Origin of the sequence: Microbacterium oxydans, from assembly GCF_000956405.1 — a bacterium.
GTDB lineage: Bacteria > Actinomycetota > Actinomycetes > Actinomycetales > Microbacteriaceae > Microbacterium > Microbacterium oxydans_C.
Window position 1 is genome coordinate 62,274 of record NZ_JYIV01000028.1, and the last position, 17,045, is coordinate 79,318.

The 17,045-nt window shown below is 70.0% G+C and carries 14 protein-coding genes; 10 read left to right on the forward strand and 4 right to left on the reverse strand.

What is annotated here, in order from left to right:
* Positions 1–10: 10 nt before the first annotated feature.
* On the reverse strand, positions 11–778 hold the full coding sequence (locus RN51_RS12800) for a M23 family metallopeptidase (RefSeq protein ID WP_045264449.1): 768 nt from the start codon (positions 776–778) through the stop codon (positions 11–13).
* A gap of 800 nt (positions 779–1,578) precedes the next feature.
* Here RN51_RS12800 and RN51_RS18045 point away from each other — a divergent pair.
* From RN51_RS18045 to RN51_RS12820, 4 genes are all read left to right on the forward strand, one after another.
* Positions 1,579–3,126, forward strand: a complete 1,548-nt coding sequence (locus RN51_RS18045; RefSeq protein WP_052674716.1) for a DUF222 domain-containing protein — start codon at positions 1,579–1,581, stop codon at positions 3,124–3,126.
* Between the two features lie 187 nt (positions 3,127–3,313).
* Entirely contained in the window at positions 3,314–4,462 is a 1,149-nt protein-coding gene (locus RN51_RS12810) for an ROK family transcriptional regulator (RefSeq protein WP_045264450.1), read from the forward strand.
* 82 nt (positions 4,463–4,544) lie between these two features.
* Positions 4,545–5,489 carry a polysaccharide deacetylase family protein gene (locus RN51_RS12815; protein WP_045264451.1) on the forward strand — a complete coding sequence of 315 codons (945 nt, stop codon included), beginning with the start codon at positions 4,545–4,547 and terminating at the stop codon, positions 5,487–5,489.
* Positions 5,486–6,841: an MFS transporter gene (locus tag RN51_RS12820; protein WP_045264452.1), complete on the forward strand. Its 1,356-nt coding sequence runs from the start codon at positions 5,486–5,488 to the stop codon at positions 6,839–6,841. Before RN51_RS12815 ends, RN51_RS12820 begins: the two co-directional genes overlap by 4 nt.
* A gap of 3 nt (positions 6,842–6,844) precedes the next feature.
* On the opposite strand, the gene galE is transcribed toward RN51_RS12820, so the two are convergent.
* Genes galE through galT form a run of 3 tightly spaced genes read right to left on the reverse strand, consistent with a single transcriptional unit; the run spans position 6,845 to position 10,257 of the window.
* Positions 6,845–7,825, reverse strand: a complete 981-nt coding sequence (gene galE / locus RN51_RS12825; RefSeq protein ID WP_045264453.1) for a UDP-glucose 4-epimerase GalE — start codon at positions 7,823–7,825, stop codon at positions 6,845–6,847.
* Positions 7,826–7,873: 48 nt separating this feature from the next.
* A complete protein-coding gene (gene galK, locus RN51_RS12830; protein WP_045264454.1) occupies positions 7,874–9,058 on the reverse strand; it encodes a galactokinase in 1,185 nt (394 codons plus the stop codon).
* Positions 9,055–10,257 (reverse strand): galactose-1-phosphate uridylyltransferase, encoded by a 1,203-nt coding sequence (gene galT, locus RN51_RS12835; protein WP_045264455.1) that lies wholly within the window; start codon positions 10,255–10,257, stop codon positions 9,055–9,057. The genes galK and galT overlap by 4 nt, the downstream gene beginning before the upstream one ends.
* 159 nt (positions 10,258–10,416) lie before the next feature.
* On the opposite strand from galT, the gene RN51_RS12840 reads away from it, so the two are divergent.
* The 6 genes from RN51_RS12840 to RN51_RS12865 all read left to right on the forward strand — a co-directional run bounded on the left by RN51_RS12840 (position 10,417) and on the right by RN51_RS12865 (position 17,020).
* Positions 10,417–11,373, forward strand: a complete 957-nt coding sequence (locus tag RN51_RS12840) for a LacI family DNA-binding transcriptional regulator (protein ID WP_045264456.1) — start codon at positions 10,417–10,419, stop codon at positions 11,371–11,373.
* Between the two features lie 148 nt (positions 11,374–11,521).
* Positions 11,522–12,685, forward strand: coding sequence for a Gfo/Idh/MocA family protein (locus RN51_RS12845; protein ID WP_045264457.1), 1,164 nt, complete (start codon positions 11,522–11,524; stop codon positions 12,683–12,685).
* A gap of 7 nt (positions 12,686–12,692) precedes the next feature.
* Complete coding sequence (locus RN51_RS12850) at positions 12,693–13,856, forward strand: dihydrodipicolinate synthase family protein (protein ID WP_045264458.1); 1,164 nt, start codon at positions 12,693–12,695, stop codon at positions 13,854–13,856.
* Positions 13,853–14,731 (forward strand): sugar phosphate isomerase/epimerase family protein, encoded by an 879-nt coding sequence (locus tag RN51_RS12855; RefSeq protein WP_045264459.1) that lies wholly within the window; start codon positions 13,853–13,855, stop codon positions 14,729–14,731. Before RN51_RS12850 ends, RN51_RS12855 begins: the two co-directional genes overlap by 4 nt.
* 76 nt (positions 14,732–14,807) lie before the next feature.
* On the forward strand, positions 14,808–15,872 hold the full coding sequence (locus RN51_RS12860; RefSeq protein WP_082066587.1) for a LacI family DNA-binding transcriptional regulator: 1,065 nt from the start codon (positions 14,808–14,810) through the stop codon (positions 15,870–15,872).
* Positions 15,869–17,020, forward strand: coding sequence for a glycerate kinase (locus RN51_RS12865; RefSeq protein WP_045264460.1), 1,152 nt, complete (start codon positions 15,869–15,871; stop codon positions 17,018–17,020). The genes RN51_RS12860 and RN51_RS12865 overlap by 4 nt, the downstream gene beginning before the upstream one ends.
* Positions 17,021–17,045: the final 25 nt, after the last annotated feature.

Below are 17,045 nucleotides of genomic sequence, written 5' to 3' on the forward strand. Positions count from 1 at the left end.
ACGGTGCGGCTCAGCTCACGTTCTTCTTGAGCCAGGGCAGCGGATCCACGGCGACGGTGTTGATGTGGACCTCGAAGTGCAGGCAGGACCCGAACACGTACCCGGTCGATCCGACGTCTCCGATGTACTGGCCTTCATCGACGCAGTCGCCGACCTCGACCGCCCGGCTGCCATAGGTCATGTGCGAGTAGACGGTGCTCACGGCCTGTCCGTCGACGATGCTCTCGATCTGGATCGTCACACCGTAGCCCTGGTAGCTCTCGGTCGACCGGGAGACGCAGCCCTTCATGGCGGCGTTGATCGGAGTGCCGACCGGCGCGGCGAAGTCTTGTCCGAGGTGCGATCGACCGGGTCGTGAAGCGCCGAAGCCGTCTGTGAAGGTGTAGGTGCCGTCGGCCATCGGCATCACGATGCGTCCGGCGAGCGGAATGTCCAGCGCGCTTCCCAGAGGCATGCCTGCCGCGATCGCCGCAGCCGCAGCACGGGAACGCGTCTCCTTGATCTCCTCGGGCGTCGTCGCGGAGAAGTTCCCACGGGGAGCGATCTCCGCCCGGATCTCGTTCTTCGACGTGTAGGACTGGGACATTCCTTCGGCGAGGGTCGAGACGGGAGCACTGGCGGCCGCTGCGGGACCGCTGGTGGGGTTGAGTGCGGGGAGCGCGGCTCCGGTGATCAGGACCCCGATCGCCAACGTCGCGCCGAGTGCCTTGGACTTCGCCCATGTGCGCTTCGTGCGACGGACCCGGGTCTGAGGGGTGGACGCCGCGCGGGGAGCCATGTGCCGAGGGCGCAGGCGAGGATCCCAGGAACGCGGGGTCTGTGCTGCCTTGGGCTGTGCCTGTGTCGCCTCGAGCTGGGGCTGCGTTGCCTGAGCCTGCGTCGCCTGGGTCTGCGTTGCGCGCGGCTCGGTCGCTGGAGCCGGCTTCGTCTGGGGCCTTACTTGAGTCCCTGTTGCTTCGGAGGGAAGGTCGGTCTGCTGTCGGGGCGAGTCCGCGGCTTCGGTCGCCGTGTGACCTGCCGGGAGCGTGCGGCGTGCGCGCGACGACCTGAGTGAGGGGGCGACGTTGCCCGCGAGGTCTGCGTCGGTCGTGAGGTCTGCGGTCGCAGGGCGTCGACGATCGCGACGGAGAAGCGGTCGGATCGAATCGGGGACTTCTGTCGGAGCTTCCGAGGCTTCGTGAGCGCGCTCGGGGGGCAGGGAATTCGTGACGGGTTCCTTCCGGGAGGGCAGATGTACGCGGCGGTCGATCCCCCCGGATGCCACCGTTACCGATCTGTAATTTAGGCCGTGAACTCGCGAGCGTCAAATCGAGATCGGACGCGTCCCACCGGTGAGCGGTCTCCGTGCTCGGTCATCTATGAATGTCCGCCGAGAACGTGACGCCAGGAGGTGCATCGATTCTGCGTCGTGTGCGGGCTGCTCGCGGCATGGCGGCTCCGTGGTGCGCGGCGGCTGTGGAGAACCCGCGATCCGCCCGTCCTGTGGAGTGATCGAGGCCGCATCTCGTGTTCTGGAATATTACTCTGAACAGGGATAATTCGGCGATGAATGTCCGTGGCCCCGCGTTGACTTCGGGTATGAACTCTCCCGTGGACGCGCTCCGTCAGATCGTCGCCGATCTCGATGTGGTGCTGCGCTCCGAGGCGGTGGCGGGGTTGTCCGATGCGTCGAAGATGGAGTTGCTGCGGGTCGCAGGCGAGGCGCAGCGGCGCGTGGAGGCTGTGGTGGTGGAGGTCGTCGCGTCGGTGGAGTCACGCCCGGCGGGCTCTGGCGACCTCGCGTTCTGCGGTCTGTTCGGGTGCCGAACGGTCGGCGAGCTCCTGCAGCGGGTGCTGCGAGTGGACGCGACAGGTGCCACCCGGGTCGTGAAGGCCGCGAGGGCGGTGCGGCGAGACATCGAACTGACGTCGGGCGGGTGGTTGCCGGCACGGTGGCCGGCATTGCGAGCGTCTCTGCTCGACGGGACGGTGGGGGTCGACGGAGTTCTGGCGGCGATCGGTCCGATCGAACGGGCCGGTGCCAGGGTGGGAACGGCGGACAGGTTGCGTGCCGATGCGGAGTTGGCGGCGTATGCGCGCGGGCTTCCGGTCGCCGAGAAGCGCGCGGATGACCAAGGCGGTGCGGAGGCGAGGGCCGATGACGAGGCCGCTCCTCCGGCGACTCCGGAAGATCTCCGGATGCTGGCGCAGGCGATCGTGCAGTATCTCGACCCGGACGGAGCCGAGCCGGCGGAGGAGATCGCCATGCGGGCGCGGGGGATCACCCTCGGCCGGGTCAAGGACGGGGTGATCCCGGTGCGGGGCGGGCTGCTCCCTGAGGTCGCTGGTCAGCTGCAACGCCTCTTCGACGCCTACTTGAACCCGAAGGTCGAAGGCCCGCCGCGACCTGGTGTCGCTTTCCGGCCCTCTGACACGGCGCACACCTCTTCGCCGGAGATCGAGGGGGCGGGTGATGGCTTCCTGCCATCCGAGGACCCGGTGCGGACGATCGACACCCGGACGCGCGCGCAGAAGCAGCACGACACGTTCGCGGCCGTGCTCTCCATCGCCGCTCGTCACGATGAGATGCCCCGGTTGGGAGGTGCGGCGCCGACGCTGGTCGTCTCGATCGCCGCCGAGGACTATGCCACCGGTTCCGGATGGGCTCACGTCGACGGGATCGACACCCCCGTGTCCAGCAGAGTCGCCGCGCACACCGCGTGCGGAGGCGGCGTGCAGCGGGTCCTGTTCGACCCGGCTGGGCGCATCATCGGAATCCACACCTCCGATCGCGTCTTCAACGCCCATCAACGCCGAGCGATCACTCTCCGCGACCGCGAGTGCTCATTCCCGGCTGCCACGTGCCCGCAGCCTGGTGCGAGATCCATCACGTCCACGAGCACGCCCACGGGGGAGCGACCCATACCGACAACGGTGTGGCACTGTGCTGGCACCACCACCGAACGCTCCCCACCAGTGGATGGGAGATCCGGATGCGACATGGCACCCCCTCCCTCCGCGGCCCTGCGTGGTGGGATCCGAGTCGGCGATGGCGAACACCACGACCGACCAGTGCTGCTGGCTCGGGGGCGGCAGTTCGACGCAAGGAGCTGTTGCGGACATGAAACCCGGCGGCGGTGGAGGTGACGGTGGAGGAGGTGGCCCTGTGCCGGTGTCTGCGATTGTGCCTGTGCCGGTGTCTGCACGCATGCGGTCCGACGGAATCGGGCCGGGGTGTCGACTGGTGCGACACGATGTGGCATGCTTGCGGGCACTGCGCCCGGAACCGACCGCGGCGCCCTCCGTGACGACGAGAGGCGATTCCGGAACACCTATGTCCAGACCACTCGCGGGACCGCAGGGCCTGCTCCGTACGCTCAACGGCCGGGCAATCCTGGAGGCACTCGCCCGCAGCGGTCCGCAGACCCGCTCGGAGCTGATGTCGACCACCGGCCTCTCGCGGACGGCCGTGACCCAGGTGCTGCGGATGCTGGAGAACGCCGGTGCCGTCGCCCCCGCGGGCATCGACCGCGACACGAGGGGGCCCGCCGCAGGACGCGTCGCCCTGCATCCCCGGCTCGGCTTCGCCGTGGCGGTGCATGTCGATCACCATGCCGCCCATGTCGTGCTCGTCGATGCGACCGGAGCGGTGCAGGCCGAGGAGCACGCTCCCTTCTCCGAAGCGGGAGACCGAACGGCGCACATCGTCGGGCTCGTCGACCGCTGCCGACGCTCGGTCAACGCGGCGAAGACAGCCCTGCACCTCGCAGTCGTCGGAGTCCCCGGCATCGTCACGGCAGACGGGGGCATCCGTGATGACCTCGGCCCCGACGGAGGGGCCTTCCGCTCGGCGCTCTCCGCGGCGCTCGAGTGTCCGGTCCGCGTCGAGAACGACGTCAACCTCGCCGCCCTTGCCGAACTCACCGGTGGCGAAGGAGGCACTCTCGCGAGCTTCGCGCTGCTGCTCCTCGACGACGGGCTCGGGGCGGGCATCGTCATCGACGGCGAACTCCACCGCGGGTTCTCCGGCGTCGCAGGCGAGGTCATGTACCTGCCGCAGACGCCCATCCCGATCGGGGCGCCCCTCGCCGGCGATGCGGTGGTCGGAGACCTGGCTCTCGGCGTCGGACGCGACCCCGATGCGTCGCTCGCCGATCATCTGGAAGCGGCCGAGCTCGGAGACGAGGCGGCACTCCAGATCGTGTCAGAGATCGCCCGCCGCATCGTCCTCGTGGCAGGCACCGTCGGGCTGGTGCTCGACCCTGAGGCCTTCATCCTCAGCGGCAAGGCGGCTCACCCCGCACTCGTCGCCGCGATCGAGCGCATCGCCGCCGAGTACGAGGCGCAGCTCCCGCTCCGGTTCCTGGTCTCGTCGTTCGGCACCGAGGCACCGCTCATCGGTGCGGTCGACCAAGCCGCCGCCGCGCTCCGCAGCCACCTCTTCAACCGCATCCTCACACCTGCCCCCAAGGGCGGTCGCTGACGACCCCGACCCCGCACTCGAAGCCCATCCACCGGCACCCCACCTCCGAGCAGCGCCGCTCGAACACCGACAGGATCATCCGATGACCGCACCCTCCGATCTCGCCGACCGCCTCGGACTCGCCCCCGGAGCACGGGCCATCATCCTCAACGCGGATGACTTCGGCATGTGTCATGCGGCGAACACCGCCATCGTCGACCTGCTCACGACCACGCGCATCGATTCGACCACCGTGATGGTCCCGTGCTCGTGGTCGCCCGAAGCGCTCGCCTTCGCCGCCTCCCGGCCCGACCTCGACGTCGGCGTGCACCTCGTGCTCACGAGCGAATGGACGCGCTACCGGTGGCGTCCGCTCACGGGCACGGGCAGTGGGGGAACAGGCACGAGCCTGGTCGACGCCGCGGGCTTCTTCCCGACCGACGTGCTGTCCGTCGAACAGAACGCATCCGACGAGGATGTCGCCGCAGAGCTCGCGGCCCAGCTGCAGGCCGCACTCGACGCGGGCGTGGACGTGACCCACCTCGATAACCACATGGGTTCGGTCTACGGGCTCGTGACGGGGCGGGACTTCCTTCGACCGGTCTTCGAGCTCGCTGCGCAGCACGGCCTCCCGTTCCGGCTGCCGCGCAGCATGGACGGAGTGGGCGAGAACCCCGCCCTGCAGGCTCAGCTCGATCGCGCCGCAGCGACCGCCGATGCGTTCGGCGTCGAGATCATCGATCGTCTCTGGTCGCATCGCTTCGAGCTCCTCCGTGAGGGGTCGCCGGATGAGGAGACCTACGAGGAGGTGCGGGACGGCTTCATCGCGTTGTTGCGCGCCGTGCCCGCAGGAGTCACCGAGATCTACCTGCATCCGATGGTCGACGACGACGAGCTCCGCGCTGCCGTCGACTTCAGTGCGGCCAAGCGCGGCTACGAGCTGCGACTGCTGAGCGATCCGGTCGTGCTGCAGGCCGTCGAGGACGAGTCGCTCGTGCGCATCGGCTGGCGCGACCTGCGCGACCTGCAGAGGAGGAGCGCGCGGTGACCTCTCTGCGCGAGCGCGTGCGGGACCGACGGCTGGATGCGGCGCCGACCAGAGCGCAGACGATCGCCTTCGGCGCATCCGGGTTCCCGACGCAGCTGATGACGCAGACCTTCTCGGCCTTCGTCGTCTACTTCTACGTCTCGCACCTCGCGGTCCCGGCGACGGCCGTGGCGATCGCCATGATCGCCCATGGCGTGCTGAACGCCGTGCTGAACCCCGTCGTGGGGACGATCTCCGACCGGCTGCGCACGCCCTGGGGTCGACGCATCCCCTGGATCGGACTGGGCATCGTTCCACTCGTCGTCGCCTTCGCGCTGGTCTGGATGCCGCCGGAGCTCCCGGTCACGGGGCTCATCGTCTGGTTCCTCGTCGTCGTGGCGGTGTACGACGTGGCCTTCGTGGTGGTCGTGCTGAACATCTCGGCTCTGTTCCCGGAGATCTTCCGCACCACCGAGGAACGCGCTCGTGGCAACGTGCCCCGTCAGATCTTCGCGATCCTCGGCATCGTGCTCGGCACGGCCGGTGCCCCCGCCCTCTACGGCGCGATCGGCTGGCCTGGTATGGCCCTGGTGCTCGGGGCCGTCTGCCTCGTGCTGCTCGTGTGGTCGTTCCTCGGGGGCATGATCGAGCGCCGCACCCCTGAGCCATCGGCGGACGCGTCCTCGGACCCCTCGACGGCGACGGTGGCCATGCGCTGGCGCGATCAGCTGACCTACACGTTCCGCAACCGCGCCTTCGTGCCGTACGTGCTCGGCTCGCTGTTCGTGCAGACGTCGATCGCCGTGATCCTGGCAGCCGTCCCCTTCTACGTGCGCTACTCGCTGCACGCGCCCGAGGGAGAGGGCAGCCTCCTGCTCGGAGCGATCTTCGTCACCGCGATCCCCTCGATCGTGTTGTGGAGCGCGGTCGTCCGCCGCACCTCTCCCCGCACGGCCATGCTGTGGAGCGTCGCGGTGTTCGGGGTCGCGGTGCTCGCCTACCTCGTGCCCTCGACCGTGCTCGGCGCTGCAGTCGTCGGCGTGGCCGTCGGCGTGGGCGTCGGGGGTCTGCTGCAACTGCTCGAAGTCATGCTCGCGCAGATCATCGACGACGACGCGACCCGCACCGGGCGCCGTCGAGAAGGCGCCTACTTCGGGGTGAACGGGTTCGTCGTCCGCGGTTCGGTCGTGCTGCAGGCGATCGTCGCGGCGGTGGTGCTGAATGCGGCCGGGTTCGATGCCACACTCGGCGACGCACAGCCGGACGGCGTCGACGGAGGCATCCGCCTGATGCTGGCCGTGATCCCGCTCGTGTTCACCGCCCTCGCCTGGCTGTGCTTCTGGATGTACCCGATCCGCACCCGCGACGTCTGACCGTCAGGGGCGGGCCGCCTGCCGTGCCTCCCACCCCGTGCGCACCATCTCGTCGACGGAGTGACGCATGGTCCAGTCGAGGTCGCGTGCGGCGAGCTCGCCCGTCGCCACGATGCGGTCGGGGTCTCCGGGGCGCCGAGGGCCGACCTCCGGGGTGAAGTCGATGCCCGTCACGCGGGCGACGGCGTCCATGATCTGCTTCACGCTGAGGCCGTCGCCGGAGCCGAGGTTGTACGCGGCCTCGATCGGGCGTCCGTCGGACAGGCGCTGCGCCGCAGCGACGTGGGCTGCCGCGATATCGCCGACGTGCACGTAGTCGCGCACGTTGGTCCCGTCCTCGGTGTCGTAGTCGTCGCCGTTGATGCGCGGCGTCTTCCCGGCGAGCAGAGCCTCGAAGACGATGGGGAACAGATTGTGCGGGCTGACGTCGTAGACCGACGGATCGGCGGAACCCACGACGTTGAAGTACCGCAGCGAGGTGTGCCGCAGTGGGCGCTCCGAGTGCGCCGTCGCGATCGCCTGGTCGCGCAGCAACCACTCTCCGATGAGCTTCGACTCGCCGTACGGGCTGGCCGGCTTCTTGGCGGTGTCCTCGACGACGAGCGCGACGTCGGGGGTGCCGAACACCGCGGCCGACGAGGAGAACACGATGTTCGCGACGCCGGTGGCCTCCATCGCCTCGAGGATCACGCGGGTGCCGTCGACGTTCTGTGCGTAGGTGTGCAGGGGGCGCTGCACGGAGACGCCGGCGTACTTGAAGCCGGCGACGTGGATCACCCCTTCGGCGTCATAGTCGCGCAGCGTCTTCTCGACGAGCTCGCGGTCGAGGATGCTGCCCCGCACGAACTCCACGCCTTCCGGCACGAAAGACGCCACACCGCTGGAGAGGTCGTCGAGCACGACAGGCGTGAGCCCGGCGTCCGCGAGCGCACGCACGACGTGGGAGCCGATGTAGCCGGCCCCGCCGGTGACGATCCAGGACATTGCTTCCTCTCCCGCCGCGGAGTCGTCGCGGCCCGATAGGTCATTCTCTCAGGCGTCGCGCCGGGGGCCGGCGGATGGTGCGACGGCGAACAGCAGAGGCTCCGCGAACCTCCGCGCCGCGAAAGCAGCACGCACGGCCTCTGCGACCGAGGCGACGGCCGCCTCTTCGACCAGGGCGATCGCCGCACCGCCGAAACCGCCGCCGGTCATCCGCGCCCCCAGGGCGCCTTCTGCCAGCGCGGTGTCGACGGCGGCATCGAGCTCGGGCGTCGAGATCTCGAAGTCGTCCCGCATCGATGCGTGCGAGGCGACCAGGAGCTCGCCGATCGCCCGCACGCCCTGCTCGCGCAGCACCCGCACCGTGTCGAGCACCCGCTGGTTCTCGGTCACGATGTGGCGCACCCGGCGGAAGGTCACGTCGTCCATCGTCGCTCGCGCACGGGGCAGGTCGTCGACCGTGACGTCGCGGAGTGCGGGCACGCCCAGGATCGAGGCGCCGAGCTCGCACGAAGCGCGCCTCTCGCGATAGCCGCCCGTGGAGTGGGCGTGCTTCACGCGCGTGTCGATCACGAGGATCGCAAGGCCGGCTTCGGCCACGGCGAGCGGGACGAGCTGGGTCTCCAGCGACCGGCAGTCGAGGAAGATCGCGGTGTCGGGTCGCCCCAGCATCGACGCCATCTGGTCCATGATGCCGGTGGGTGCGCCCACGGCCTCGTTCTCGGCGCGGCGTCCGATGCGAGCGAGGTGCGTGCCGTCGAAGCCGGTTCTCCACAGCTCGTTCAGGGCGGATGACGTGGCGCCCTCGATCGCGGCTGATGAGGACAGCCCCGCACCGACGGGCACATCGGACGCGATCGCGATGTCGAATCCCGCGAAGGGGGTGCTCTCGGTCGCTGCCTGACGCATCGCCCAGGCGACTCCGAGTGGGTATGCGGCCCATTCGGGAACGGCGGGATGTGCGCCGGGGGCGGTGGGGAAGAGGAGGTCGAGGTCGTCTATGCCGACCTCGACCGGCTCCTCGGCGAAGGTGGAGGCGACACGGAGCCGGTGGTCGTCGCGCAGGCCGACGGCGGCCACCGTGCGCTGCGGGATCGCGAAGGGCAGCACGAATCCGTCGTTGTAGTCGGTGTGCTCGCCGATGAGGTTCACGCGTCCGGGCGCGGACCAGAGTCCGTCCGGTCCACGTCCGGTGAGCTGGGCGAACAGGGTTCCGGCGTCGTGCGCGGCGGTCATGCGGATGCTCCGGGATCGGTCTCGTCGGCTGCTGCGCGCTCCACGGCCTCGCGGAGTCGTGCGGCTCCGACCTCCGGCGGCACCTCGGCAGCCCATGCCCACATCGCTGCTTCGGAGCCGGCGAGGAACTTCAGCTTGTCGGCCGCACGGCGCGGGCTCGTCAGCTGCAGGTGCAGGCGCACGGTGTCGCGCCCCACGTGCACCGGTGCCTGATGCCAGGCGGCGATGTACGGGGTCGGGGAGTCGTACAGGGCGTCGACGCCGCGCAGCAGGCGCAGGTAGAGCGGAGCGAGTTCGTCCCGCTCGGCCCCGGTGGTCTCCGCGAAGTCTGGCACGTGTCGGTGCGGCATCAGGTGCACCTCGAGCGGCCAGCGTGCGGCGAACGGCACGAACGCCGTCCAGTGCTCGCCCTGGAGCACGACGCGTTCGGATGCCCGCTCGGAATCGAGGATGCGCTGGAAGAGATCGGGCGCCGTCCGGTCGATCGACTCCAGCACGCGGGTGGTGCGCGGGGTCACGTATGGGTAGGCGTAGATCTGGCCGTGCGGGTGGGGCAGGGTCACGCCGATCGCCTCGCCGCGGTTCTCGAACGGGAAGATCTGCTCGATGCCGGGCAGTCGGGAGAGTGCGGCTGTGCGGTCGGCCCACGCCTCGATCACGGTGCGCGCCCGGGTGACCGACTGCGTGCCGAAGGAGCCGGCGTGCTCGGGGCTGAAGCAGACGACCTCGCAGCGCCCGACCGAGGTGCGCGTGCGGCCGAGACCGAGAGCGGTGAGGTCGTCGAGTCCGCGGGGGGCGTTCGAGGCCTGCGGGGCGGCGCCCACCGCCTCGGCCAGAGCGGGACCGAATGCGGGGGAGCGGTTCTCGAACACCGCGACGTCGTAGCGGGACGGCACCTCCGAGGGGTTGCTCGGCGTCTGCGGAGCCAGGGGATCAGCATCCGCCCCCGGCATCATCACGCGGTTCTGCCGGTTCGCGGCCACCGTTATCCAGTCGCCCGTGAGCACGTCGAGCCGCATGGTGGCGGTGTCGGACCGCGGGTCGAGGACGCGGGCGTCCACGGAGCGCTCCGCGGCGAGCGTCGTGTCCGGGTCGTCGTAATAGATCAGCTCGCGGCCGTCGGCGAGCGTGGTGGCGCGTTTGACGACGCCGGCGCCAAGCGACTCCGTGCGCGATGCGGGAAGATCAGGCGTGTTCACGTCAACATGGTATGCACAGCGCCGTGATAACGTCAACACGAAAGGGTCGCTCTCGGCGGTCCACGGGACGGAGATTGGATGCGAACTCGCGGGAGCGGTGGCGAACATGTCGACGTGCCCGGTGCCGGTCGCCGGCGCCCGTCGTCAGGGCGCGTTTCCATGGCCATGGTCGCCGAGCGTGCCGGGGTCTCGGGTCAGACCGTCTCCCGTGTCGTCAACGGCAGTCCCCGAGTCGATCCCGACACTCGCGTCCGCGTCGAAAGCGCGATGGCGGAGCTCGGATACCGTCCGCACCGCGCAGCCCGCGCCCTGCGGACGGGGCGATCGCAGACCATCGGACTCGTCGTCACCACGCTCTCCACGGTGGGCAACTCGCGCATGCTGCAGGCCACGGCGGAGGCGGCCGCGCAGCGCGGATACGCGCTCACGCTGGTGACCGCCGCCCGGGGTGTCGCCGAAGCCTTCGATCGCCTCGCCGAACAGGAGGTCGACGGGGCGATCGTCCTGAATGAGGCATCGGCCCTGCTCTCGGATGCGGGGCGCCCGACCGGGCTCCGGCTCGTGGTCGTCGACGCCCCTGCCGAGGCCGGGTTCACCTCGGTGCACAGCGATCACGCCGGTGGTGCGGCCACCGCCACTGCACGGCTCCTGGAGCTCGGGCACCGCACGGTCCATCACCTCGCCGGCCCTGAGGGCTCCTTCGCCGCCGCCGAGCGGGAACGGGGTTGGCGGGAGACCCTCGCATCCGTCGGCGTCGATGCTCCCTCCATCGTCCGGGGCGACTGGAGCGCCGATTCGGGCCATGCGGCGGCGGCGGCGCTGTCGGCGAGCACCGCGGTCTTCTGTGCCAATGATCAGATGGCGCTCGGCCTGGTGCGAGCTCTCTCCGATGCGGGCCGACGCGTGCCCGAGGATGTCAGCGTGATCGGCTTCGACGACGTGCCGGATGCGGCGAACTACCGTCCGCCGCTGACCACCATCCGGCAGGACTTCCCGGCCCTCGCTCAGCGAGCGGTGTCGTCGTTGATCGACGCCATCGAGGGGGATGTGGAGACCCTCGAGGTCTCGGTCGTGGAGACGGGTCTGGTCGAGCGCGCCAGCACGGCATCGCGCTGACGATCGCACCCACCGAACGTTGCTGTTGCAGTTCGCCTCGATCTCGTGCCATGATGCCGGAAAGCGTTTTCCCATCGTCTCGGGCCCAGTGAATGGTCCAGCTACCGGGGAGCGCACCGACGGCCTCCTGCGACAGAAACGGAACACCATGGCACAGGCGAACACCCGCGAGATCGGGATCATCATGAACGGCGTCTCCGGGCGCATGGGCTACCGGCAGCACCTGGTGCGCTCGATCCTCGCGATCCGCGAGGAGGGCGGCATCGAACTCGCCGACGGCTCCCGCATCACGGTGAAGCCGATCCTGGTGGGACGCAGCGAGGCCAAGCTGGCCGAACTCGCCGCGAAGCACGGCATCGAGGACTGGACGACCGACCTCGATGCGGCGCTCGCCGACCCGCAGTGGGAGATCTACGCGGACTTCCTCGTGACCAAGGCGCGCGCCTCCGCGATCCGCAAGGCCATCGCCGCCGGCAAGGCGATCTACACCGAGAAGCCCACTGCGGAGTCGCTCGAGGAGGCACTCGAGCTCGCGCGCCTGGCGGACGAGGCGGGCGTCAAGACCGGCGTCGTGCACGACAAGCTGTATCTCCCTGGCCTGCAGAAGCTCAAGCGCCTGATCGACTCCGGCTTCTTCGGCCGCATCCTCTCCGTGCGCGGCGAGTTCGGCTACTGGGTGTTCGAGGGCGACTGGCAGCCCGCGCAGCGTCCGAGCTGGAACTACCGCACCGAGGACGGCGGCGGCATCATCACCGACATGTTCCCGCACTGGAACTACGTGCTGGAGAACCTGTTCGGCGAGGTCAAGAGCGTCTACGCGCAGGCCGCCGTGCACATCGCCGACCGCTGGGACGAGAAGGGCGAGCATTACACCGCCACCGCGGAGGACGCCGCATACGGCATCTTCGAGATCGAGGGCGGCGTGATCGCCGAGATCAACTCCTCGTGGACCGTGCGCGTCAACCGCGACGAGCTCGTGGAGTTCCAGGTCGACGGCACCCACGGATCCGCCGTGGTCGGACTCTTCGGCGCGAAGATCCAGCCCCGCAACGCCACCCCGAAGCCCGTGTGGAACCCCGACCTCGAAGACACGCGCGACTACGACGCCGATTGGCAGAACGTGCCGACCAACGACGTGTTCCTCAACGGCTTCCGTCAGCAGTGGCAGGAGTACCTGGTCTCCTACGTCGAGGGCACCGACTACCCGTTCGACCTGCTCGCCGGTGCGCGTGGTGTGCAGTTCGCCGAGGCCGGACTGACTTCCAGCGCCGAGGGCCGCAAGGTCGCCCTGTCGCCGCTGACCCTGGGCTGAGGCGCGCATGAGCACTCTGCGCCTTCTCCGCCCCAGCGGTGAGACGTTCGCCGCCGCCCTCAACGACTCGGGCGCATACACCCGCCCGACGACGCCGCTGCAGAGCCGCGTCGCCTACGCCGCGGCACACGTCGTGCCGAAGGTGCATGCCGACAACACTCCGGGGCAGCCGGCGGACATCGACTGGGATGCCACCCTCGCGTTCCGCCGCAATGTGTACTCCTGGGGCCTCGGCGTCGCGGACGCGATGGACACGGCTCAGCGGAACATGGGTCTCGATGCCGCAGCCACCCGCGAGCTGATCGCCCGCAGCGCCCAGGTCGCGCGCGAGGAGGGCGGCTCGGTCGTGGTCGGCGTCAACACCGACCACGTCGCCGAGACGCGCATCTCCCTCGAACAGGTGATCGCGGCCTACACCGAGCAGCTGCACTTCACCGAGGAGCAGGGGGCCGGGCCCGTGCTGATGGCCTCGCGCCACCTCGCCCGCGTGACCACGGATGCCGCCGACTATCGTCGCGTGTACCGGGAGGTGCTGTCGCGCGCGACGACACCCGTGGTGCTGCACTGGCTGGGCACGGCGTTCGATCCCGAGCTCGCCGGCTACTTCGGTGCTGCGGACTGGCAGACGGCGTCCGAGGTGCTGCTGCAGATCATCGCCGAGAGCCCGGGCAAGGTCGCGGGCGTCAAGATGAGCCTGTTGAACGCCGAGTCCGAGATCGCGGTGCGTTCGCGCCTCCCCGAAGGCGTCAGGATGTTCACCGGCGACGACTTCAACTACGTGGACCTGATCGGCGGCGCCGCTGACCGCGCCCACTCCGACGCGCTGCTGGGAGCCTTCGCCGCGATCACCCCTGTCGCGTCGGCGGCGATCCAGGCGCTCGACGCGGGTGATGCCGCGGAGTACCGGCGGATCCTCGGTCCGACCGAGGCGCTCAGCAGGCAGGTGTTCGCCGCGCCCACCTTCTACTACAAGACCGGTGTGGCGTTCCTGGCGTGGTTGAACGGGCACCAGCCCGGGTTCCAGATGGTCGGCGGGCTGCATTCCGCGCGCAGCCTGCCGCATCTGAGCCGCATCGTCGAACTCGCGAACGACTCGCTCGCGCTCGAGCAGCCCGAGCTCGCCCGTGAACGGTGGCACAGCATGTTGCGAGTGAACGGAGTGGACGCATGAGCCGCGATGCGCAGACTCCCGATCCACGACTGTCGATCAATCAGGCGACCATCAAGCATGCCGACCTCGCGACGGCTCTGCGCGTCACGGCCGCTGCCGGTGTGCAGTCGATCGGACTCTGGCGTGAGCCCGTGAACGAGGTCGGTCTCGACGTCGCGGCGCGGATGCTCTCCGACTCGGGGCTCCGGTTCTCCACCCACTGCCGGGGCGGATTCTTCACGCTGCCGGACGGGGCGGAGAGGGAAGCGGCGCTCGACGACAACCGCCGTGCGATCGAGGAGACCGCGACGCTCGCGGCCGCGGGTGCCGAAGGATCCACCGCTGTGCTGGTGCTCGTCGCCGGCGGTCTGCCTGCGGGGTCGCGCGATCTGGTCGGAGCGCGTGAGCGCGTGCGCGATGCCATCGGCGCGCTGACCCCCGACGCGAAGGCTGCGGGTGTGACGCTCGCGATCGAGCCGCTGCATCCGATGTACGCCTCCGATCGTGCCGTCGTCTCGACGCTCGGGCAGGCGCTCGACATCGCGGGCGACTTCGAGCCCGATGTGGTGGGCGCGGCCGTCGACACGTTCCACATCTGGTGGGATCCGCAGGTGCTCGAGCAGATCGCACGCGCCGGCCGGGAGGGACGCATCGCCACGTACCAGGTGTGCGACTGGATGACACCCCTCGCGGCTGATGTGCTGCTCTCGCGGCACTACACCGGCGAGGGGGTGATCGACTTCGCCTCGCTCACCCGCGCCGTGGTCGCGACCGGGTACGACCGCGACATCGAGGTCGAGATCTTCCACGCCGACATCTGGGCGGATGATCCGGAGAACGTCGTGCGGCGGACCGCCGAGACGTTCGCCGAGGCGATCTCCCCGCACCTGGGGTGAGGATGTCCGGTCGTCGGCGCCGTGCCGTCCGTCGGGGAGATGCTGTGGCGGGACGGTGGCAAGTAGGATCTGGGGCATGACCAAGCCCGCAACGTCCGCGGAGCGGCCAGCGCGGTCTCCGCGTCATGCGCGAGGACCCGCACCCACCCTGCACGACGTCGCACGCGAGGCAGGGGTGTCGCTGGCGACCGCATCGCGCGTGCTGAACGGCTCCGAGCGCAAGGTCGCCGAGTCGTTCCGGGAGCGGGTGGAGTCCGCGGCCGGGAAGCTGGGGTACACCGCCAATGTGTCGGCCCAGTCGATCGCGAAAGGTACCTCGCCGGTCATCGCGCTGCTCGTCGCCGACATCGCGGACCCCTATTTCGGACTGATCGCCTCTGGCGTGGCCAGGGGAGCGGATGAGGAGGGTCTGGTCGTGACGATCGCGATCACCGAGCGGGACCAGGCGCGTGAGGCGAGGATCGTGCGGGCCCTGCGCGGGCAGCGACCCCGAGGGCTGATCCTCGCCGCCTCCCGCACACAGGAGGCCACCGAGGCCGAGACCGCGCACGAGCTCGCGGAGTTCGTGCGCCAGGGCGGCCGCGTCGTGGCATTCGGGCCCGACGGCGAGGGAGAGCGCCGCATCGAGATCGACAACCGCTCCGGTGCCGAGGCGTTGGGTCGCCTGATGGCAGAGCGCGGATACCGCCGAGCGGTCGTGCTCGGTGCGGCCGACGGGGTGCGAACCTCGGACGACCGTCTCGCCGGCTTCCGTGCCGGCTTCGAGAGTGCGGGCGGCGCGGTCGAGAGCGTGCACCGCGGCGACTTCCGTCGGGAGTCCGGGGCTGCGGGGATGAGGGCGGCGCTCGCCGACGGCGTCGCAGCCGGCACACTCGTGTTCGCGATCAGCGACGTGGTGGCACTCGGGGCGATGTCCGCGATCCGCGACGCAGGGCGCGAGATCGGGCCTGACATCGCAGTCTGCGGGTTCGACGACGTCCCCGCGAGCAGCGACGTCTCCCCGACATTGACGACGGTGCGTGTGCCGCTGAGCGACGTCGGGTATCAGGCGTTCCGTGCCACGGTCGACATCGAGTGGGAGCAGGCCCCGCTGCCGCTCGAGGTCATCGTGCGCGCGAGCACCCCGGTGGTCGGCTCGTGACCAGGGTCGTGCTGGCTCCGGACAGCTTCAAGGGCACGATCACGGCGGTGGACGCGGCCATCGCGCTCGCAGAAGGCTGGGCTTCGGTCGAACCCGAGGCCGAGTTCGTGCATCGACCGATGGCGGACGGGGGCGAGGGCACCGTGGCGGCTTTCGAAGCGGCAGTGCCCGGCGCCGTGCGTATGCCCCTCACCGTCGACGGGCCTGCCGGGGAGCGGATCGACACGTTCTGGCTGCTGCTGCCTCCGACGGAGGACGCTCCCGGTGGGACAGGGGTCATCGACCTCGCGTCGACCTCCGGCATCGAACTGCTGCACGAGCTGCGCCCCTGGGATGCGGATACGACCGGCCTCGGTCAAGCCCTGACCGCAGCGATCGACCACGGTGTGTCGCGCCTCGTCGTCGGCATCGGCTCCAGTGCGTCCACAGACGGAGGCATCGGAATGCTCTCGGCTCTCGGGGCGCGGTTCCTCGACTCCGCGGGCGTTCCGGTCGCTCGCGGGGCTCGGGGCGTCAGCGACATCGCGTCCGTCGATCTGACCGCGCTGCGCGCTGCCCCCGATGTGCGGGTGCTCACCGACGTCACGAATCCGCTCACCGGCCCGCGCGGTGCGGCAGCGGTGTTCGGCCCCCAGAAGGGGCTGCGATCGGACGATGACATCGCTCTCGTCGACGACGGCCTCGGTCGTCTCGCCGAGCTGCTCGCAATCGATCCCCAAGGGCGAGGATACGGCGCGGCCGGCGGAACGGGGGCGGCCCTCGTCGCGTGGGGCGGCGTGCTCGCTCCCGGCGCCGCGGAGGTCGCCGAGCTCATCGGTCTCGCCGACGCGCTCTCCGACGCCGACGTGATCATCACGGGGGAGGGCTCGTACGACGGCCAATCCGGAGACGGCAAGGTGCCGTCGTTCCTCGCGGCACTCGCAGCCGAGGCGGGGGCTGTGGCGATGCTCGCGGCGGGGCGGGTCACTGACGACGCCGACACCTCGTCGTTCGTCCGGTTCGCGTCTCTCACCGAGCTCGCGGGATCGTCCGAGGCGGCGCTCGCCGAACCGGCCCGCTGGCTGCGTGCAGCCGGTGCGATCCTGGCCCATGCCGCGCCGGCGCGTACCGCCGCAGGTCGCGCCGCAGCGGCCGGCGACTCGTCCTGACCGCCGGCGCGAGACCGACGGTCAG